Source organism: Haloechinothrix aidingensis (assembly GCF_013450155.1).
Taxonomy (GTDB): domain Bacteria; phylum Actinomycetota; class Actinomycetes; order Mycobacteriales; family Pseudonocardiaceae; genus Haloechinothrix; species Haloechinothrix aidingensis.
Genome location: NZ_JACCKD010000003.1, coordinates 611022 through 631686 on the forward strand (window position 1 = coordinate 611022; position 20665 = coordinate 631686).

Below are 20665 nucleotides of genomic sequence, written 5' to 3' on the forward strand. Positions count from 1 at the left end.
AGGTGGCGACCGCGGGCGGCGCCCCACCCATCGTCATCATCGGCGGCAAGGGCGGCGTCGGCAAGACGACGGTCGCCGCCGCGACAGCACTCGCCCTCGCGGATGCCGGGCGACGCACGCTCGTGCTGTCCACCGATCCGGCGCACTCGCTCGGCGACGCCCTGGCGAGCCGGCTCGCCGACCGCCCGCGGCGGGTCGCTCCGCAGCTGTGGGCGGCCGAACCGGACGCGGACGCCGCCGTACGAGCCAGGGTCGACCAGGTAACCGACGACGCCTATGCCGCACTGCCCCGTAAGATCATGCCGGCCGTGCAGCGGCACCTGGAGACGGCGTCCAACGCTCCCGGCATGACCGAGTCCGCGCTCAACGACCTGTTCATCGAGTACCTCGGACGCGTACCGCGGGACTGGGACCACCTCGTGGTGGACAGCGCTCCCACCGGGCACCTGCTGCGCATGCTCGAGCTGCCCAGCTTGCTGGCCCCGTGGGTGCGCGGGCTCGCCAGGCAACGCGAGCGGGCCGTCGACGCCGACCGGTTCGCCACCGGTGTACTGGGCACGGCCGACGAGGCGGACGACCCGTTACTCGCGCGGCTGCACGCAAGGAGACGGAGGCTCGAGGGGGCAGCGGACCGGCTTCGCACGGAGGCCACAGTGCACCTGGTCGTGCTGGCCCGCCGCATGGTTCTCGCCGAGAGTGCTCGCTCGGCGACGTCGCTGACCTCGGCAGGATTCGTCCTCGGCGACGCCGTACTGAACCACGTACCATCCGAATCGGACAGTACGTGGAGCCAGCTGGTACGCGAGCAGCTCGGCGTGCCCGGAGTGGTCGAGCTCGCCGCGGCCGACGCCGAGCCGATCGGCCCGGAACGACTGCGCGCGCTGGGAGTTGCTCTGACCGAGGGAGGGTTCCCGTGCGGCGATCACCGCACGAGTACAACGAATAGATAGCGACCTCGCTGGTGATCTGCCGCACACGCCGGTATGTGTCGTAGAGTCACAGGATCACCTCGGTGAGTGCACAACCGTGCTGAGCGTACAGCGGTGTTGGGAGGCTGTGGTGGGTGGATTCGGTATTGATTTCGGCACTGCGAACACGGTCGTCGGTCAGCCCGATGCGGGAATCGTTCTCGACGAGCCGTCCGTCATGCTCACCCGGGCGAACGAACCGTACCGGGCGATCCGGGTAGGAAAGGAAGCTCGGGAACTGATCGGGCGAACTCCGGCGGGGTTCGCCACGGTCCGGCCGATGCGTGACGGTGTCATCGTCGATCTCGAATCGGCGCGCGCCTACATCGGCGCCATCATCCGGAAGGTAACCGATCGGTGGCAGCGCTGGATGCGGCCCAGAGCGGTGATCGCCGTGCCTGCGGGAGCGACCACCCTGGAACGTCGCGCGCTGCTCGAGGTCGCCCACGAGGCGGGGCTGCGGAAGGTCGCGGTGCTGCCGGAGCCGGTATCGGGCGCGTTGGGCTCCGGTGTCAACCCCATCGAGCCACGCGCGCACCTGGTCGTGGACGTGGGTGGCGGTACCTCCGAGATCACGGGCTTCTGCTTCGGCGGCGTACTGACCCACCGCAGCTGCCGGGTGGCGGGGGACGAGCTCACCCTGGCGCTGTACCAGCACCTGCGCGCCGAGCACCAGATCGTGGTCGGTGAGCTCACCGCGGAGGACATCAAGGTGGGCATGCACGGCCAGGACGATCCCTCCCTCGTCGTCGAGGGCCGGGATGCCGCCACCGGCCGCGCCCGTCTGGTCACTCTGGACACGGCCGAGATCATGGACGCGTTGCGCCCCACGACCACCGAGATCGTGCACACCCTCACCAGCTGTCTCGAAGACCTGCCCGCGCAGGCGGTCGGTGACGTGATGGCCGAGGGCGTGCTGGCGATCGGTGGCGGGTCGTTGCTGCGCGGCTTCACCATGCTCCTCGAGGAGGCGTTCGGGTTCCCGGTCAAGCAGTCGGAGCGGCCGCTCACCTGCGTGGCGGAGGGCGCTACCGCCGCGCTGTCCCAGCCGGACGTCGTCGCCGCCTACGGCTACTACTAGACACCGCTCGTGTGGGGGCCGGTCCGCGTCGCGCGGGCCGGCCCCCACACATGTCTTCCGCAACGTCGAGCACCGATCATCCCGGCGCGGCTCGCCACAGCTCACATGCACCATCCACCGAACTCGTCCGGGCCCGGTATGTCAGCGATGTCAGCGGTGGCATCTCAGCGGTTGTCGATGTAGTGCTCGAGTATCGCCGTCACGACCGGCCCCGAGGTCTGCGACCCGAACCCACCGCCGCGCACGAAGGTGGACACGACGATCTCCGGCTCCTCGGCGGGGGCGACCGCAGTGAACCAGGCGTGCGGCTCCCCGTTGGGCGAGGAGGGATCCTCCGCGGTTCCGGTCTTGGCCACGCTCGATATCGGCAGCTCGTTGAGCTGGCCTGCCGTGCCTCGCTCCGCAGAGGCACGCATCCCCTCGAGTACCGGGTCGAGCTTGTCGGCGAAGGACAGTTCCCGGGGCTCTTCGGTCTCCAGCTCGGTGAAGGACTCGTCCCCGAACGCGGCTGCCAGCTGGGGAGTCACGATGTGCCCCGTCGCCAGCCCGGACGTCCACAGCGCGGAGTGCAACGGGGTCACCGTCAGCGGCCCTTGCCCGATCCCCATCAGCACGGTCGACCCGGTATACCAGTTGCCGCCGACCTGATGGACCGAGTCCGGCGTGCCGAGGAACCCGGCTTTCTCCCCCGGCAGATCGATCCCGGTCGGCCTCCCGACACCCAGCTCCTCGGCCACCGTCGCGATCTTCTCCGGCCCCAGCTCGAGTGCCAGCTTGTAGAAGTACACGTTGTCCGACATGGCGATGGCATCGACGAGGTCGTGCGGCCCCATGGGGCGCCAGTTGTCGAACGTGTGCCCTCCGAGTGAGAAGCTGGCCCCGGTCGGCACCACTCGATCGGGTGGGACAGCGTCGTAGACGGCGTTGGCGGCGGCGACCACGATCTTGAACGTCGACCCGGGGGCCACGGGCACCTGTGACACGTGGTCGATCATCGGCAGGCCGGATCCGTCCATCTCCGAGGCCAGCTCGGCGTCGTTGATCGGCGGGACATAGACGTTGTTGTCATAGGCGGGCACGCTCGCCTTGGCGAGTACCGCCCCGGTACGCGCGTCCATGGCGACCGCGCCACCGAGGTCCCCGCCGCTCTCCTCGATCGCGTCCGCCAGCGCTTCGTTGGCCACACGCTGCATGTCCGCGTCGAGGTGGAGCCGGAGATGCTCGCCGGGTACCGGGTCGGTTCGACCGGCAGCGGCAGCCGGCCGGCCGTCGGGCTCGACGTAGACACACTGCCAGCCGTCCGTCCCGCGCAGGATCGCGTCGTACTGCTGCTCCAACCCGGCCCGGCCGACGACCGAGCCCAGCGCCAGCGATGGTTGCCTGCTCATGTCGGCAGGCGTGCCCACGCCGACGAATCCCAGCGTCGGACCAAGCATCGAACCGAGCGGGTAGTCCCTGCGCTGGGATGGCATCACGAGTACCCCGGGCAGTTCGGACTCGGCGAGCCGGTCGCCCACCTCCGGCCGCACGGTCGCGATCTCGACGTGCAGTTCGGACGACTCGGATACCCGCTCGACCGCGTCCGCGAGCTCCCCGGCGGGCTTGTCGACAATGCCGGCCAGCCGCGCGATCGCGTCGCTGTCACCCTCCGGGAACAGACCGGGAACCACGTGCACCTCGCTGCGCTCCTGGTTGGTGGCCAGCAGCTCGCCCGTGCGGTCCCGGATGTCTCCCCGCTCGGCAGGCAGCCGGATGCACCGGGTCATCTGTTCCTCGCTCGTCTGGCGCAGCTCGTCGCCGCGTGCCGACTGGACGTGCCAGGCGAACCAGGACATCGCTGCGAGGTTCGCGCTGAGCAGCACGGCACCGGTACGTGCCCACCGCGGGTGTCGCCGCTTGGGCGGCGCGGGCGCCCACAGCGGCCGGTCCAAGCCGTCCCGGCGCGCGGCGAGTACCAGGCCGAGCGCGACGAAGTGCACCGTGGCGGTGGTGCCGCCGTAACTGAACAGCGGGATCGGCAGTCCGGTGTGCGGCAGCAGTGTCAGGTTCGCCGCGATCGACACGAACGCGTGCAGGCCGAACATCGCCGCGACACCCGCGGCTATCAGCGCCGCCTCCGGGCTCCGTGTCATCCTGCTGGCCAGCGCCGCGCGCCACACCAGGACCAGTACCGCGGCGATCACCGCCACCCCGGCGAGCAGCCCCCACGCGTGTACCACGCTGGCGAACGCGAGGTCGTGCTCGCTCTCCGGCACGTACGAGGCACGCAGGTCGAACAGCGGGTCACCGGCCCGGCCGAACAACCCCCCGGCGGCGATAGCGATCTCGGCCTGCAACGCGGCCCAGCCTGCGCCACTGGCATCCCGCGCACCCGACGCGAAGGACTCCAGCCGGTCGAGCTGGTACGGCCGCAACACCAGAAGGACGAGTGGCAAGGCAGCCAGGGCGATACCGAAGATCGGAAGGAGCGGCAGCAACGGCACGCGGGCGAGAATCACGGTGAACAGCGCGAGCGCGGCGATGACCGCGGCGGTTGACAGGTCGGGTTGCGTCGCCACCAGCCCGACGGGTACTGCGGCGAAGGCGAGGGCACTCCACAACCGCCACCACGAGTAGCCGCGCGCGAGCTGGTGCACCAGCAGTAACAGCACACCCAGCTTGGCGACGTCGGAGGGTTGCACCGAGATCACGCCGAAATCGAGCCACCGCTGGGCTCCCTTGACCTTGTCCCCCACAAGCGGGACCGCCAGCAGCATCAGCACAGCGGCGAGGTAGACACCCCACGCCAGCCGTGGCAACGCCTGCACACGCAGCCGGGCAAGCAGGACCATCGCGACAAGGCCCGCGAAGCCGATCGCACCGTGCCGCACGGCATGTTCGGTCATCCCCAGCGCGAGGAGGTTCAGCAGGCCCAACCCGACCAGGACCGCAGCGGCGATCACGATCCACGGGTCGATCACCCACCCGCCGGGATGCATCGCCGCGGTCGACGTGCCACTCAGCCGATGGCCCCGCACCCCACCGCGACCGGAACTGCCATTGCCCATGAGCGCCCTTTCAGCACGTGCCACCATCGGCGGGGATCTCGAGCGGCTGCGAGGACACCCGCACCGGCTCCGCTGTCACCGCCATCACCGCGAGCGAGGACGACTCCGGTAGTTCCGGCCTGCTGATGCCGTACACCTGGCCCCACCCGGATTGCGCTGTGACCGCCATACCGGGCTGTTCCTCGACCGAGTCGCTGCAGCGGTCGACCACGTGCAGCGACCACTCCACGGCACGGTTCGTGCCCTCCCGGTCCATGTGCACGTCCACCCGGAGCGGGCACGCCTGCCCCGGCTCACAGGTTTCGTCCAGGAGTTCCACGGTTACCTCGGTGATGGGCTCGGCCTCCTCCGGAGCCAGCAGCTCGACGTCACGTGGCGCCCGCGCCGTCCCCTCCCCCTGGTCGCCGGATCCCTGCTCGCGACCCGTCTCGTCGCCCGGCTCCGCGTCGCCCGCGTCATCCTGCCCGCCCGGTTCCTGCGTCACCGGGGCGAGCTGGCGCTGCGGCTCGTCCGAGGACATCAGCGCGCCCCAGCCCCGCTGAATGTCCGACACCACGTTGGGCATGCCCCACAAGCTGCCCGCGGCCACGAGTCCGGCGACAAGACCGACCACGAGTACCCACCGTAGCCGCGCGACCGGCTTGCTGTGCCATGCCCGCCGTCGCGATCTGCGCCAGCCGCGCAGCCGCAGATCGGCGCCGTGCGGCTCGCTCTTCGACCACGACGCGGCTCGACTCTGGTCCTTTTCGGACTGTTCGCTGTCCAGCTCGGGTTCGCGCCCGGCTATCGCTCCCGCCAGCGAGGCGAGCTCCGCGCGCAGGATGTCGATCCGGTCATCCGGCACATCGCGCAACAACCGGGTCGCCGCCTGACGCACATGCTCGGCGAGAGCACCCACGTCGTCGCCGAGCCCGTCCAGACCCTGCACGAGCAGGTCCGCTTCGTCCCGCTGGCGCACACCGTCCCGCCGCGCGCTGGCGGCGAGCTTGCGCACCAGACCGGCCACCTGGTGGGTCACGGATCGTCCGTGCCCGGCCTCGCCCGGCTCCCCCTCGTCCGGCTCGTCCTGCTGCTCGGCATCATCTCCGTCGCCGGTCGCGATGACGACGCTTCCCGACCCGGTGAGCAACACCCGGCGATCGGTGAAACCGGCCGGGTAGCGCTCGCCGCGTCGCAAGGCCTCCAACTCGGCGGCGAGATCCCGGGCGAGCAGGCCCGCTTGCGCCGGGGTCAGCGTCGCCACCGCGAGCAACCTGCTGATGGCCGTGCCGGCGTGTTCGGCTCGCGCCGCACCGGCTTCCGACTCGTGCGAGCTCTGCTGCGTGGCCTCCGGTTCCTGCGATTCGGTGGAGCTGGACTCTGGCATGGACGACCCCTCACGACGCCGGACTCGTTGATCCATTATTTCGAGTCGGGGCGCGTAAGCACAGGGCTGTCCGTGTGTCTGCCAAACTGTTACCTGTGCACTCCGTGCACGTCCGGGAATCCCGCATCACACCTGGGTCCACTTCGGTGAAACGTCAAGGTGCGACACGCTCGGATGACCGAGTGTCGCGCGCCGGAATTCTTACTCGGGTACCAGGGTCGCGCACCACACCCTGCCGTACGGCACCGCGCGTCACCCGCGGTCGCTCGGCGCGGGAAGCACACGGCGGGCGCCGTTGCTTTCCGGTAACGACGAAGCCGTGTACCCTGTATCGCACACCCGTTCGATTCCCGGAGGTGAGTGCCGGTGACCGTGCCGATCCAGGCGTCGATTCTCGACCAGGCGGACGAGATCGGGCTCGGACCGCTCGGCACCGTCGAACGCACACAGTTGGGCGACGGCGCCTGGGTCGACCTGCTACCCAACTGGGTCGCCTGCGCGCAGGAGCTGTTCGAGTCCCTGTACCGGGCGGTTCCCTGGCACGCCGAACGCAGGCGCATGTACGACTCGATGGTCGACGTTCCCCGGCTACTCGCCTTCTACGACGAGCACGACCCGATGCCGCATCCCGTCCTGGAACGGGCCCGGGCCCAGCTGACCGCCTACTACGCGCGCGACCTCGGCGAGCCACTGTGCACCGCGGGCCTGTGCCTGTACCGTGACGGCGGCGACAGTGTCGCCTGGCACGGCGACACTGTCGGCAGGGGCGCGCAGGAGGACACGGTCGTCGCGATCGTCGCACTCGGCGCGCAACGCCCGTTCCTGCTGCGCCCACGCGGCGGCGGCAGCAGCCTGCGCTACGCCATCGGACACGGCGACCTGCTGGTGATGGGCGGTTCGTGCCAGCGGACGTGGGAGCACGCGGTCCCGAAGACGAGCAAGCGCGTCGGTCCGCGCATCAGCATCCAGTTCCGGCCACGAGATGTCCGCTGACCAGGACCGCGGCGACGCTCCCGGCGCACTCGCCGCGTCACACAGCCGGACCGGTCCGCTCGGGATCGTTCCACACACCGGATGCGCTATCCTGCCCGCGTGCCGCACCGAGCAGTCGAACCGCCGCCTGCGCCGGACGGGATCCGGCCGACGCGGTTGCGGCTTCCGGCCACCGGGCGGTGGCGGACTCTCCGGGAGTACCTTCTCGACCGCTTTCCCGCGGAAGGGCCGCAGCGTGTCGATGCGCTCTTCGCCGAGCAGCGGCTGGTCGACCGCACCGGTCCCGTAGCGCGGGAAGCCCCGTTCGTACCCGGTGCCACGCTCTGGTGCTACCGGGAACCGCCGAGCGAGGTCCCGGTGCCGTTCGAGGTCTCGATCGTGCATCGCGACGACCGCGTGCTCGTCGCCGACAAGCCGCATTTCCTGGCCACGACGCCACGAGGCTCGCACGTACTCGAGACGGCGCTGGTCCGGTTGCGCCGCGAGCTGGACCTTCCGGAACTGACGCCCGCGCACCGGCTGGACCGGCCGACCGCGGGCCTGGTTCTGTTCGTGCTCCGGCCCGAGCTGCGTGGCGCGTACCAGAAACTCTTCCAACACGGTCTGGTGCACAAGACCTACGAGGCAGTCGCTGGGTACCCACCCTCGGCGGCATTGCCTCGGACCGTCCGCAGCCGCATCGTCAAGCGGCACGGCGATCATCGTGCCCGCGAGGTGAGCGGTCCAGCCAACAGCAGCACCCGGGTCGACCTGCTCGAGCACCGTGACGGCCTCGGTCGCTACCGGCTCGTGCCCGCGACGGGCCGGACCCATCAGCTGCGCGTCCACATGGGCGGTCTCGGCGTCCCGATACTCGGTGACGAGCTGTACCCGAGCCCCATAGGCAAGGCGCCCGACGACTTCGGCAGGCCGCTGCAGCTGCTTGCTCGTGGACTGGCGTTCACCGACCCCGTCAGCGGTGAGCCGCGCCGGTTCGTCAGCGATCGTTCGTTGCAGGCGTGGACGGCGTACTCGGAGTGGGCGCGCTCACCCGCGAGCCGGTGAGCAGCTCGAGCACCGCACCGTCATGGCAGACCAGCTGCACGGCGATCACGCCGGGAGAGACGTTGACGAGGCGCCTGATGCGGCGGTACCCGAGCAGCACGTTCGCCTGGTGCCGGGGGCAGTAGACGGTGAACATCACGGTGAGTCCCCTTTCTCCGGGAGCACTCACCACTGTGTGCCGCACCGCTGATGGTGTGCTGACGATCGCCGCTACATCGCCACCCGGTAGGCGCTGCTGTCGCCGAGCAGCCGTTTCACCCGACCGGCGATGCCCTCGACATCGGCTGCCCATGCCCGGACACGCTCACGCGCATCCCCAGGCATCAGAGCCTCCGGATCGCCGAGACCGGCCTCCACGCGGTCCACCTCGGGGATCTCCCCGTGCGGGCGCGGCGCCCCCGCGCCCGCACGTAGCTCCCGGGCTGCCGCCAGCAGGGTGGCGGCCTTCTCGGTCTCGTCGACCGTCAGGGCGAGACCCTCGAGGGCGAGCGCGACAGCGCGACGGTCCCTGGTGCGCGTCGCATCGTGCAGGGACCGCATGTGCCAGGAGTACGCCGTGCCGGTGTCCCCGCCTGCCACGCCGGCGAGCCCGATGGCCGCGCAGGTGAAGGCACTACCGGCATGCGAGCCGATCCCCCGGTAGTGCCGCAGCGCGGCCTCGTGGTGCACAAGCGCGTCGTGCGCGTGACCCGCACGCCGCAGCACCAACCCCAGTCCGTTGTTGGCGTAGGCCACCGTGTTCGGCTTACCCAACTGACGCCCCAGGTCACGAGCGTTCCGAAGGCACAGGAGGGCCGCATCGAGCTCCTCGCTCAGGCCGAGCAGGTTGCCGATCTTGACGACCTGGTACGCGTGGACGTCGCGCATGCCGAGCTCCTCGGCGATGCCCGCCATGTCCTCGCGCGCCGCGCGAGCCCGCTGGTAGGAGCCCTCCATCTCGTCGAGACCGGCCAGCAGGTCGAGTGCCTGCAGCTCCCCCCACCGGTCCCCTGCCGAGACGAACCCCGCCCTGGCCGTCTCCGCGTGGTGCCGCGCGCGCCGGGTGCTGCCGTTTCGTGAGGCGTCGATACCCGAGGTGAGCCGCGCGGCTGCGATGTACCACTCGTCATCGAGCTGCTCGGCCACCCTGTTGATGCGCGCGAGGAGGTGGCCACCCCGTTCGGGCTCGCCGCGCTGGAACACGCGATCCGCGGTGAGCAGGGCGATCAGCCTCAGACCACTGCCCCAGTCCTGTGTCGGCGTCGACGACAGCACCGCGAGGCAGCGACGCAGGGCCTGCTCGGCGTCGACGTCGGTCAGCGCGAGGGCGTCCCGCCACGCCGACGCGGTCCACCGGCCGGGAGTGCGCTCCTCGGCGTGCCGGAGCAGGCTCTCCAGGATGGCCCGGCCTTCCCTCCTGCGCCCGCTGAGCCACCAGAACCAACCGAGGCAGCAGGCCATATCGAGCGCGTCCGCGACGCGTCCCAGCTCGCGCAATGCTGCCAGCGCGGCGACCAGATCGGCGTGGGCCGCGCCGAGCGCCCGCAGTGCCCGCGGTTGCTCACCGCAGCGCAGCAGCCAGTCGTAGCGCGCGGCGACGCCGTGAAAGTACCCGGCATGCGCCGCCGTGATCGCGTCGAGATCCGGGTGTTCGGTCAGCGAGCGCCGGGCGTACGAACGGATCGTGTCGAGCAGCCGGTAGGGCGCCGGCACCGGCCCCGGGTCGTAGCTGATCAGTGAGCGGTCCACCAGACCGGCCACCGACCGGGCGAGGTCACCGCCACGGACCCCGTCCGGTGCGAGGGCGTGCGCCGCGTCGAGGCTCCAGGACCCTTCGATCAGCGACAGCCTGGCCAGTAGGTCGCGCTCCTGCTCGCCGAGCAGCCTCCAGCTGCGCTCGATCGTCTCGATCAGCGTGGACCCACTGCCGTGCTGCAGGAAGTCCTGGTCCGCCCGCATATGCGCGGCCAGGTCCGACAGCGTCAGACCGCCGAGCAGCCCGGCGGCGACCTCCATCGCGAGCGGGATGCCGTCTGTGCGGCGCACGATCGCGGCTACCTCGCCGAACTCGGCCTCGGACAACGCCTCGGCGTCGAGTCCGGCTCTGGTGCAGAACAAGGCTACGGACTCGGCCGCCAGGTAGTCCTGCCGCGCGGCCTCGACCGGGGGCAACGCCAGCGGATCCAGCCGCAGGACGGCCTCACCGGCGAGTCCCAGCAGCACCCGGGTGGTGACGACCATGCGCAGCTCGGGGCACGCCGCCAGCAGGTAACCGGCCAGCTCGGCGACCTCGGCCACGACGTGCTCCCCGCCGTCCAGCACGAGGACCATCTCCCGCGAGCCGATCCGGTCGCGCAACCTCTCGACGGCACCCCGCTGGCTGTCCGTGGTCAGCCGCTCGTCACTGCCGAGGTTGGCTCCTTGCCTGTCACGAAACGTCCGGAGGACGGCGTCGGCGATCGTCGCCGAGTCGGTGGGGCAGTCGATCGTGCCAGCCACCGCACTCAGGTCGGTGAGCCACACCCCCTCTGCGGGCTCGGCGAGCCGGGTGAGCGTGTGCACCACCAGCCGGGTCTTACCGATGCCGCCCGGACCGGTCACCGTCACCAGGCGCTCCCTGGCCAGCAGGTCCTGCAGGTGCTGCCGCTGCGGCCCGCGACCGACGAACTCCGTCGACTCGGCAGGCAACCAGCCGACCGGCCCGTGGCCCACATCCGCCGCCGACGGAACCCGGACGTGCTGGGCGTACACGTCCGCGTGCGCCGACTCCAGCTCGGCACCGGGGTCGATGCCGAGCTCGTCGCGCAGCAGCCGCCGACCCGTGCGGTACACCTGCAACGCCTCGACCTGTCGGCCTTCCCGTGCGAGCGCCCGCATCAGCAGGGCACGCAGCGACTCACGCAGCGGGTGTTCGGCCAGTACCGTCGCCAGCTCATCCGGTACCCCGGGCCGCCCGCCCACATCCAGCCACGCCGTGGCATGCATCTCCACCGCATTGAGCCAGAGAGCCCGGTAGCGATCAGCGGCCGCCGCCGCGAACGGGTAGTCGCGGTGTTCGGGCAGCGGCTCTCCACCCCACAGTGCCAGCGCCTGTTCGAGTATCGCGTAAGCCCGCGCTGGATGGTTGCCTTCGAGCTCGTCGCGCGCGCGGGTCACGAGCCCGGCGAACCGGTCGGCGTCCACGGCATCCGTGCCGGCTGTGATGCGGTAGCCGCCGTCGCGCGCCTCGACCAGCCTGCGCCCCCGATCCGGGTCGGCAGGCGCCAGCGCGCGGCGAAGGCTCGAGACCTTCGCCTGCAGGGCGTTGCGAGCCTTGCTCGGCGCCCCGTCACCCCAGAGATCATCGATAATGCGGTCAGCCGGGACGAGCCTGCCCCCGTTGACGAGCAGATAGGCCAGCAAGGCGCGCTGCTTCGCACCGGGAATGTCGAGTCGGGTGGATCCGTCCCAGACTGTCAGCCGGCCGAGTATCTCGAACCGCATAGTGGCAGGCTACTCCCGCACACCGACAGCCGCGCGCGATTTTTCGCCATCCCGGGGTGTTCGACAGCGGCCGCGTGGTACCGGCGTGCGCTGCTGACCACCTGCCTACTCCGTGCCGTCCGCGTACCGCTCCCCCAGCCACGCCGCGCCCGAGTCGCCACCGGTGAGCACCGTCGCGCATCGCCTGCCGGGCAGCTGGTGCGTGGCGAGTGCGGCTATCCCGGCCGCTCCCGCGGGCTCGAGCAGCACGCCGAGAGTCTCTGCCGCCAGCCGCTGGGCGGACCGCATCGCGGCATCGTCGACGAGCACGATGTCGTCCACGAGGGCGCGCACACGCTCGACGGACTCCGGGATGGGTGCCGGGTTGGACAGCGTGGTGGCGACGGTGTCCGTGGCGCCGTCGGTGACGGCCCGGCCGGTTCGCCACGCGTGCGCCATCGCCGGTGACCCTGCCGCGCACACCCCGACCACACGGACGTCCGGCGCGTGGGTCTTCAGCCACAGCCCGATCCCGGAGATCAGCGCACCGTCACCGACGGGCACCACGACGGTGTCGAAAGCGCCACCCTTCTCCAGCTCGAGCCCGATCGTTCCCGCTCCTTCCGCGATGCGGGGGTGCTCACCGTCCCGCACGAGGAGCCGCCCGGGACACTGCGCGGCGTAGCCTGCGGCGGCCCGGCTCGAGTCGCCGTCCACGACGGTCACGGTGGCACCCAGCCCGCGCATCCTGGCCACCTTCGCCGGATCCACGCGGCGCTCTACGAAGATCGAGACGGCTACCCCGAACGCCCGGCCGGCGTATGCCATCGCCTGGCCGAAGTTGCCCGCGGACGCGCACACCGCCGTGCGATCCCCTTCCCACTCGCGCATCAGCGTCCACGCGCCGCGCCCCTTGAAGCTGTGCAGGGGATTCGCGGTCTCGAGCTTCACAAGCACCTGGCGTCCCAGCGCCTCGCACAGTTGCTCGTCGACGAACTGCGGGCTGTCCCGTAGCACGGGATCGAGCGTCCTGGCCGCGCGTTCGATGTGCTCCGGACTCAGGTCCACGTCGGTGATCATGCGTGCACACTAGAGCACACGCGATGCTCGGGCACGTGAGTATCCCGAACCCCGGATCGGACGTACCGGCTGCCACGATCAGGTCACGGTCACCACAGGTCAGCCCTGTGCCAGAATGCCACTTAATGAACATGATTCTCACGTTCTTTTCCATTGGGGGATGTGAGCGACGGCAGTACCGGTGGGTTCGGTGCGGGGAGAAACGGAGTGGGTGAGTGACTTGGCAACGCTGCTGATGATCGAGAGCTGGATGCGGTCCACGGGCCACAGCCTTCCCGGCGTCATCAAACGTCTGGGACATCGCTACATCCTGCTCACAAGGGATCCCGACCTGTACCCGGCGTGCGCGGGAGGGCAGGAGCATCCGGTCGTCGCGGAGGCGGACCGGATCGTGCGGGTGGACACCAACGACACGGCACGCCTGGTCGACGCTTCCCGCGCTGTGGCTGCCCGCGACGGGATCGACGGCGTACTCACCACGTGTGACTACTACCTCGAAGCGGTGGCCGAGGTCGCCGACGCGCTCGGGTTGGCCGGACCGTCCGGTGCGGTCATGCACCTGGCGACCCGCAAGCACCTCGTCCGCCGGGCCCTCCACGATGCCGGGCTGGCCAACCCGGCCTTCGCGGTCACCCGTACTTGGGAAGACAGCCTTGCCGCGGCCGCCGAGATCGGGTACCCGCTCGTCGCCAAGCCGACCGACCTCAACTCGGGGACCGCGGTACGCCGGATCGATGACGACGCGGGCCTCAAGGACGCTTTCTGGGAGATCACCGGAATCGAACGCAATACGCGGGAGCAACCGCTGGAACGCGCGTTGCTTCTCGAGCAGCTGATCGACGGACAGGAGCTCAGCGTCGAGGCAGCCACCTGTCACGGTGAGACCACGATCATCGGGATCACCGACAAGAGTGTCACCGGTGCGCCGGCGTTCGTGGAGTCCGGACACATGTTCCCCGCCCGGCTGGACCGGGACGTGGCCAGCGAGGTCGAGGAGTACGTGCGCGCCGTTCTCGACGCGATCGGGTACACCCATGGGTTGACGCACACCGAGGTACGGCTGACGCCGGACGGGCCACACGTTGTCGAGATCAACCCCAGGCAGGCGGGCGGGTACATCTTCGACCTCGTCCATCGTGTCACCGGCACTCACCCGCTCGAGCTCCTCGTCGAACTCAGCCTCGGCAGGAACCCGCAGGTCGGTACCGCATCGGCACCGGCCCTGACCGCCGAGGTCCCGTCGGGCAGCGCCGCTGTCTTCTTCGTCATGTCCCCCGTCGAGGGCACCCTCCAGGAGGTGCACGGCACGGCACACCTCGATGCCGATCCCGCGGTGGTGCGGTGGTCCGTTCCCGCGCCGGCCGCGATCCGCTGCCCGCGCAGCAACGACGCCTACCTCGGCCACGTCCTGGTGGTCGATCCCGCGGGCAGCGCGGCACGGGAGCGCGCCGAGGCCGCGGTGGGCGGGCTCGCACTGCGGCTCGCCGACGGCCGGGTCGTGACACCGGTCGGTGTGCCGAGCGAGCTCGTGGCCAGCATGTCACGTCCTACCATGGAGGCAGGGTGACCGGATCATGAGCGGAGTGTCGTCGGCGGAGGATCTCACGCGCGCGGTGCGCGCGAAGGGCGTGCGGGACGAGCGGGTACTCGATGCGTTACGCCGCCTGCCGCGCGCCGCGTTCGTACCGGCCGAACGAGCGGGCTCGGCCTACGTCGACGAACCCGTCCCCATCGCCCACGACCAGACCTCGACACAACCGTGGTTGTCGGCCAGGATGTTCGAGGCGCTGGAGCTGTCCGGTACCGAGCGCGTACTCGAAGTGGGCACGGGTAGTGGCTTCGCGACCGCGCTGCTCGCCCAGCTGGCCTCGGAAGTGGTGACGATCGACCGGTGGCGGGACATGGTCGAGCGGGCCGAACGCACGCTCGCTGAGCAGGGGGTGCGCAACGTGACCGCGCTCGTCGGTGACGGCAGTGCCGGGGTGCCCGATCACGCGCCGTTCGACGGGATCGCCGTCTCCGCGGCGTGCCCGCACGTACCGGCGCCGCTGGCCGAGCAGCTCCGGCCGGGAGGACGGATCGTCCTCCCCATCGGACCCGGTGGCCAGGAGCAGGTCACGCTCCTCGAACGCAGCCACGGCGGCCTGGTCACTCGCGAGACGATCACCCCGGCCAGGTTCGTGCGCCTGCAGGGACGCCACGCCTGACCGTCACTCGAGGAGGTTACCGCGTGCGAGCTCGACCAGCTCCCGGTAGCTGCCGTTGAACTCGTTCTTGTCCAGCGGGCTGTCGGTGTACTGCCAGATCGTGTGCTCGCCCCACCCCGGAGGGAGATCACCGACGTCGTCGGCGTAGCGCGCGATCCACAGCGGTACCGTCTCTTCGAACTCGTGCCGGCTACCCACGCATCGATTCCACCACTTGGTGTTGGTGTAGAAGACGGGATAGCGGCCGGTGCGCTCGTAGTAGGTGTCGTGGAAGTCCTCGATCCACGTCACCATGGCGGACTCGGTCATGCCGAAGCAGGTGGGCCCGTACGGGTTGAACTCGATGTCCAGCACACCGGGAAGCGTCTGCCCGTCGGCACTCCAAGCCCCGCCGTTGTCGACGAAGAAGTTCGCCTGTGCCGCTCCGCTCGACTCGTCCGGAAGCGCGTAGTGGTAGGCACCGCGGATCATCCCGACGTCGCGCGCTCCGGCGTACTGGTGCGCGAAGTCCGAGTTGGTGAAGTCGGTGCCCTCGGTGGCCTTGATGTAAGCGAAGCGCTTGCCCTTGTCCCACCAGTGCTGCCAGTCCACGCGGCCCTGCCAGCCACTGACGTCGATGCCGTGCTGAACGACGGAGTCGTCCCCCTTCACCAGCTCGACAACGCTATCCGCGGCGCCCTGGAGCTGGTCAGCGATGTCCGGCGGGTCCTCGGTGCTCTCTTCCGTGGCGCCCTCGCCGTCGGCCGGTACGTCACCGGGCGGGTCCCCGTCCGCGTTCTCCGGCGCGGGCTCGCTCTCCTCCGGTCCGGACTCGACAGTGGCACCGCCGGTATCCGCGAGGGGTGGGACGGTGCGCTGGGGCAGCGCCAGTATCCTGGCGTCCTCTGGGCGGGGCTCGGCCTGCCATTCCAGCAGCGGCACCGGAATCTCGAATGCCTCGGACGTCTCCGCCAACCCACGCAGCGGCACCCGTAGCTCCCGATCGGCGAAGGAGCTCCCCTCCGGCAACGGCGCGGGCAGATCATCGGCGACCGACAGCGGCATCTCGACGGCCTCGGACGGCACCCGTTCGGCCTCGGACGGCACCGCTTCCGGCTCGAGCGGGCGCGCTGCCTCCGGAACCGGTGCGGTTTCCGGCTGCGGCAGCGCCAGTACCCTGGCCTCCTCCGGGCGGGGCTCGGCCTGCCACTCCAGCAGCGGTACCGGAATCTCGGACGTCCCGGACGCCGACGCCAACCCGTCGACGGGCACCGGCAACTCCCGGTCGGCGAAGGAGCTCCCCTCCGGCAACGGCGCGGGCAGATCATCGGCAGCGGCCGCCAACCCGGCGAGCGGAACCTCGACGTCCTCCGGCGCCAGCGCTTCCGGTTCACGTGGCGGGTCCGGCAGTGGAGGCAACGTCACCTCGTCCTCGCGTATCGCACCGGAGGACTCTCTCGCTCGCTCGTATACACTCCGCCAGAACGCGCTGTCGTGCCGCCGTGACTCCGCTTCGTCCACCAGCTCCCCAGTTGCCGCGAACCCGGCGGGCGCCAGAAGCTCAGCCAGGTGCGCGGGGTCCGTGCCGGCGCGCTCGGGCACCACCGATGCCACCAGCGCGATACCGGCGGCCGCAGCGAGCGCGTCACGCCAGAACGTACTCTCCTGCTGCCCGGGGTCTTGGGGCATCGAACAGGTCCTCCACGGCGCCACCAGGACCAGTCGTGCCTCGCAGGCAGCGATTGACATGCTGTTTTACGGTCAGTGAAGTATTCTTACCCACCTCGTACGCTTTGTCACTAGTTCGCGTGAAACTGCATTCATTAAGTTGCGCACCGCACGAGGTCAAATCCACCGCGGCACCCGGTTTCGGAGCCATGCGCACGGTGCGGCAGACCTCATGCCGTTGTACAACGACAATGCCTGTGACCTGGCCTTCCGGTACGTAGCAGTGGTACGTACCTGCCGGTGGCCGCTACCGCTCGACCCCCTGCCGTTCCGAGAGCCACTTCCCCCCTTCGAGTACTGTCTTCAAACCCGAAAGGATCATGACCCATCCACCGCTGACGCTTTCCAGCATCTTGCTGTCCGGGCTGTCGAAACCGTCGTGGGTGATCGTTAGCTTGACGCCCAGCTCGGGCACCTCGGCCGGCTCGATGTCGAACGTGACCCTTGACCGCTCCTTGCACGCCTCCTCGAACTCCTCCTCGGAGTCGAACAGCTCACGATGCATCGGCTGGAGCGTGTGCCACGTGTAGGACAAGCGCTTGCCGGGCTCCGCCTCGAGAACCCGCTGACCGAGATCCTCGAACTCGCCGTCCGGCTGTGACTTCCACAGCACGGGCGAACCCACCTGCCAGTCCGACCGTGGCCCCGTGTTGCCCATGTAGACCTTGATGAACTCGGGATCGGTCAGCGCCTGGTACAGCTCCTCGGCAGTGGTCTGGATGTAGGTCACGTAGACGAACTCGGGTTTGCTCATGACAGTCCCTTCCAGTGAGTGTTTGAGGTGGGCCAGCGCGGCCATCCGTCCGCGCTCGTAGCGACTGATCCACCGTTCGGCGATCTGGTGAATGGGTACCGGGTTGAGGTAGTGCAGCTTCTGCCTGCCGTGCCACACCGTGGTCACGAGGCCGGCCACTTCCAGCACCGCGAGGTGCTTGCTCACCGACTGCCGCGCCATATCCAGTTCCGCGCACAGCTCCCGCAAGCTCTGACCGTTGCGGGTGTTGAGGCTGTCGAGCAGCTGTCGGCGACTGCTGTCGGCCAGCGCCTTGAACACCTCGTCCATGAACCTCACCCAGTCATGCAGCCGTCTGGCTGCATGACTATTTACGCAGCCGCAAGGCTGCATGTCAAGTGGATGAGTCACTCCGCGTCATGTACGGCTCCGGGTGAACGATCCCGCGGCGCTGTCCGACACCCTGGATACCGCATAGGACCGTAGGGAGGACTCCGGCGAGGACAACGGGCCGGCGTGGATCGAACTCGTCACCGCGCACGGTAATCAACAGGTCCGTACGTTCCTGCGCTTGCGGGAAGGCGAACTCTCCGTCAGCACCAACAGCGAGATACGCCGCGACCATGTGCTCACCATGCTTCGCTCACTGGCCCCGCGCATCCAGGTGACCGACGAGTCGAGGCAACCCTTGACGCGAAACCCGCAAGGCCTCCGAGTACGCAGCGGACCACCAGCACACCGGCGATCAACCGTTCGGCCACCCCGATACCGGCATGGCCGCGATGCTGCACGAGTTCATCCGCGACTACGAGCGCAAATGGCTCGACGAGCCGCTGCCCGCCCTCGCCGGGCTCACCCCGCGCCAAGCCGCCAATGCGACTGCCGCCTTGGCCATGATGCGAACTGCTCGGTTGTTGCCGTCCGAGCCACCGCCCGTTCCGCGAACCATGCAGCTTGTTCTGGCCTGCCACCAGTGCGGTCAATGGCGCGCCGGGAATCCGTCAACGCGGTTCGCTTCGTCTCTCAGGTCCGATTACAAAGGCGGCCGAACGACCCCCGTGGTTTGCGTCGCTCAGGCGCACACAATTGCGCGAGTCCTACCAAGATCGCACCAATGACCGCCGAGAAGTGCTTGCCCCAGAAAAGGGGGGTACAGCGTCAACATCGGGCCACTTGTCACGCGCACTCCCGGTTCGGTCCAGGTAAGTAAAGCGTCCTCTCGAGGCGATTCAATACGGACGCCTCGCACGGTTGATCGCGTCGTGCGAGGAACGTCCACAGTGATCAGTTGTTCATCACCACTGCGTAGCGTACATGTACCGGCGACCCCTGCCCCCGCAAGGAACCGGGTAGCTGTGTCGTCAGCGGGTATACCGATGCCGTCTTCGACCGCATCCCCCCGCAAACCGTGCGTATATAGACGCCGCCACCGTGAGCACGAGCAAGGTCGCTCCCACAGCTCGTAGCGTCCACCGCAGTACGAATCTAGTGCGCTCACTCATCGATCACCCAGCGGTCGGCCGAAACCTTGCCAGAACTCCTCGGCTTCAGCTTCTTCATCCCCCGTCTCGTCGACCGCCTCGGTCTGCATGTGCTCAGCATCGAGTGCGTCGAGTTGCTCGGACATTTCCGTCAGGTTCAGCTCACCGATCCGTTCGGCACTTCCTTCCAGTGCCTCACGATAAGCAGGAACGTCCCCGAGGCCCTGCCAGCCGATATTGCCGTCCCGCAGCTCCCGGCCCATCTCCCGCACCACGCGGTTATCACTGCAGGCCAACATAGGGTGTTCAGGGGCCCGACACGCGGTGCCCATACGCCAGACACGCGGGGTCACTCGTGCGCGGGGGGCGCTCGCTTTACGGCTGACAACGTCCACGACGTGGCGAGCCATGCCAGCAGGCCGACCACGCTCAGCGCGGCCGCGACCGGGCGGTAGCCGGTGATGCCCGCCAGCCAGGCCGCAGCGACCGGCCCGGTCAACCCCACGACGCCCCAGCCGCTGAACACGATGCCGTACGCCGTGCCGAAGCGGGCCGGTGGTACCGCGACCGCTGTCGTCAAGGGGGTCAGCACGGACAGCGCACCGTACTGGGCGCCGAGCACCAGCAACGCGGCCAGCGACAGCCACGGGTGGTGGGACAGCGCCAGCACGAGACACGCACCGACCAGGGCGGCGGCTGTAGCGTGCAGGGCGCGGGCCGTCCCGATCCGGTCGCAGGCCGGGCCCGCGATCAGCCGCCCGACGAAGTTGCCCGCGTTGAGCAGGGCGACGGCAATCGCAGCGAGTTCCGGACCTCCCGCGAATCGGCCGGCATGGGCGAAGGCGACCAGTGCGGGGGCGCACCCGAGGGCGAACAGCGCCCACAGCGCGGGTATCGCCACTTGGTGCCGGACAGCGGGACCGCTCGCCTCCGGCGCGGTGCGCGTATCTGGTGTCGAACCCGGTAGCAGGACCGCGGCAAGGATCAACGTGACACCGAGCATGGCTGCCAGCGCGGCGAACGTTCCCGCACGGCCGACCATGACGAGCAACCGGTCGGCCACCGGGGCCAGCACGACGGCGCCGGCAGCGTAGGCGCTGACCACCAGTGCGACCGCCATACCTCGCCTGGTCGCGACGGTCGTGGCTACCCGCACGGCCGTGGCATACCCCGTCCCCGTGGCCGCGCCGAGCAGTACGCCGAACCCGAGGACCAGGACCGGCACCGACGAGGCGGCGGCGCTGACCGCGAGGCCCGCGACGACACCGGCTGCGCTCAGCAGCGCGAGCCCGCGGGGTGCGACGCGGTCGGCGATGCGGCCTCCCGCGAGCACGCCCACGGTGAACAAGGCCAGCCCCACGGCGATCACCACGCTCAGCGCCGTGTCGGAGGCACCGAGCTCCGCTGCCAGCCGGCCGGTGAAGGTGTCCCAGATGAACAGCGGGCTCACCGCCAGATCCAGCAGGACAGCTCCCGCCAGCGCACGCGCATTCCCACTCCGGCTCATCCGCTCATGC

General features: G+C 69.6%; 14 protein-coding genes. 6 read left to right on the forward strand and 8 right to left on the reverse strand.

Annotated features, from left to right (window positions below; genetic code table 11):
• The first annotated feature begins 2 nt into the window (after window positions 1-2).
• Window positions 3-950 carry an ArsA family ATPase gene (locus H0B56_RS11200; protein ID WP_343063857.1) on the forward strand — a complete coding sequence of 316 codons (948 nt, stop codon included), beginning with the start codon at window positions 3-5 and terminating at the stop codon, window positions 948-950.
• Window positions 951-1059: 109 nt separating this feature from the next.
• Window positions 1060-2049: a rod shape-determining protein gene (locus H0B56_RS11205; protein WP_180892894.1), complete on the forward strand. Its 990-nt coding sequence runs from the start codon at window positions 1060-1062 to the stop codon at window positions 2047-2049.
• Window positions 2050-2213: 164 nt separating this feature from the next.
• Here the strand turns inward: H0B56_RS11205 and H0B56_RS11210 are convergent, their stop codons facing one another.
• Together H0B56_RS11210 and H0B56_RS11215 are read right to left on the reverse strand one after the other, a co-directional pair.
• Window positions 2214-5096 carry an FtsW/RodA/SpoVE family cell cycle protein gene (locus H0B56_RS11210; RefSeq protein ID WP_219632569.1) on the reverse strand — a complete coding sequence of 961 codons (2883 nt, stop codon included), beginning with the start codon at window positions 5094-5096 and terminating at the stop codon, window positions 2214-2216.
• A gap of 10 nt (window positions 5097-5106) precedes the next feature.
• Entirely contained in the window at window positions 5107-6462 is a 1356-nt protein-coding gene (locus tag H0B56_RS11215) for a hypothetical protein (protein ID WP_180892895.1), read from the reverse strand.
• 366 nt (window positions 6463-6828) lie between these two features.
• Here H0B56_RS11215 and H0B56_RS11220 point away from each other — a divergent pair, with 366 nt between their 5' ends.
• Both H0B56_RS11220 and H0B56_RS11225 read left to right on the forward strand, forming a co-directional pair.
• Window positions 6829-7455: an alpha-ketoglutarate-dependent dioxygenase AlkB gene (locus H0B56_RS11220; protein ID WP_180892896.1), complete on the forward strand. Its 627-nt coding sequence runs from the start codon at window positions 6829-6831 to the stop codon at window positions 7453-7455.
• 99 nt (window positions 7456-7554) lie between these two features.
• The gene (locus H0B56_RS11225; protein ID WP_343063851.1) at window positions 7555-8499 is read left to right on the forward strand and encodes a pseudouridine synthase; all 945 of its coding nucleotides are present in this window, start codon (window positions 7555-7557) and stop codon (window positions 8497-8499) included.
• A 210-nt stretch (window positions 8500-8709) separates the two neighbouring features.
• Here the strand turns inward: H0B56_RS11225 and H0B56_RS11230 are convergent, their stop codons facing one another.
• Complete coding sequence (locus H0B56_RS11230) at window positions 8710-11961, reverse strand: AfsR/SARP family transcriptional regulator (RefSeq protein WP_180892898.1); 3252 nt, start codon at window positions 11959-11961, stop codon at window positions 8710-8712.
• Between the two features lie 105 nt (window positions 11962-12066).
• Complete coding sequence (locus H0B56_RS11235; protein WP_180892899.1) at window positions 12067-13020, reverse strand: threonine ammonia-lyase; 954 nt, start codon at window positions 13018-13020, stop codon at window positions 12067-12069.
• Window positions 13021-13231: 211 nt separating this feature from the next.
• On the opposite strand from H0B56_RS11235, the gene H0B56_RS11240 reads away from it, so the two are divergent.
• Both H0B56_RS11240 and H0B56_RS11245 read left to right on the forward strand, forming a co-directional pair.
• Window positions 13232-14587: an ATP-grasp domain-containing protein gene (locus H0B56_RS11240; RefSeq protein ID WP_180892900.1), complete on the forward strand. Its 1356-nt coding sequence runs from the start codon at window positions 13232-13234 to the stop codon at window positions 14585-14587.
• Between the two features lie 7 nt (window positions 14588-14594).
• Window positions 14595-15227, forward strand: a complete 633-nt coding sequence (locus tag H0B56_RS11245; RefSeq protein ID WP_180892901.1) for a protein-L-isoaspartate(D-aspartate) O-methyltransferase — start codon at window positions 14595-14597, stop codon at window positions 15225-15227.
• Between the two features lie 3 nt (window positions 15228-15230).
• Here H0B56_RS11245 and H0B56_RS22820 read toward each other — a convergent pair whose 3' ends face one another.
• The 4 genes from H0B56_RS22820 to H0B56_RS11265 all read right to left on the reverse strand — a co-directional run bounded on the left by H0B56_RS22820 (window position 15231) and on the right by H0B56_RS11265 (window position 20655).
• Entirely contained in the window at window positions 15231-15923 is a 693-nt protein-coding gene (locus H0B56_RS22820) for a lysozyme (RefSeq protein WP_343063858.1), read from the reverse strand.
• Window positions 15924-17181: 1258 nt separating this feature from the next.
• On the reverse strand, window positions 17182-17997 hold the full coding sequence (locus tag H0B56_RS11255; RefSeq protein ID WP_180892902.1) for an ArsR/SmtB family transcription factor: 816 nt from the start codon (window positions 17995-17997) through the stop codon (window positions 17182-17184).
• 1168 nt (window positions 17998-19165) lie between these two features.
• On the reverse strand, window positions 19166-19411 hold the full coding sequence (locus H0B56_RS11260; RefSeq protein ID WP_180892903.1) for a hypothetical protein: 246 nt from the start codon (window positions 19409-19411) through the stop codon (window positions 19166-19168).
• Between the two features lie 86 nt (window positions 19412-19497).
• On the reverse strand, window positions 19498-20655 hold the full coding sequence (locus tag H0B56_RS11265; protein ID WP_180892904.1) for an MFS transporter: 1158 nt from the start codon (window positions 20653-20655) through the stop codon (window positions 19498-19500).
• Between the last annotated feature and the right edge of the window lie 10 nt (window positions 20656-20665).

Coding starts and splice junctions, on each gene's coding strand:
- H0B56_RS11210 (WP_219632569.1), bottom strand. CDS start 5,096: ATGGGCAATGGCAGTTCCGGTCGCGGTGGGGTGCGGGGCCATCGGCTG.
- H0B56_RS11260 (WP_180892903.1), bottom strand. CDS start 19,411: ATGGGCCGGGAGCTGCGGGACGGCAATATCGGCTGGCAGGGCCTCGGG.
- H0B56_RS11215 (WP_180892895.1), bottom strand. CDS start 6,462: ATGCCAGAGTCCAGCTCCACCGAATCGCAGGAACCGGAGGCCACGCAG.
- H0B56_RS11265 (WP_180892904.1), bottom strand. CDS start 20,655: ATGAGCCGGAGTGGGAATGCGCGTGCGCTGGCGGGAGCTGTCCTGCTG.
- H0B56_RS11255 (WP_180892902.1), bottom strand. CDS start 17,997: ATGGACGAGGTGTTCAAGGCGCTGGCCGACAGCAGTCGCCGACAGCTG.
- H0B56_RS11245 (WP_180892901.1), top strand. CDS start 14,595: ATGAGCGGAGTGTCGTCGGCGGAGGATCTCACGCGCGCGGTGCGCGCG.
- H0B56_RS11235 (WP_180892899.1), bottom strand. CDS start 13,020: ATGATCACCGACGTGGACCTGAGTCCGGAGCACATCGAACGCGCGGCC.
- H0B56_RS11230 (WP_180892898.1), bottom strand. CDS start 11,961: ATGCGGTTCGAGATACTCGGCCGGCTGACAGTCTGGGACGGATCCACC.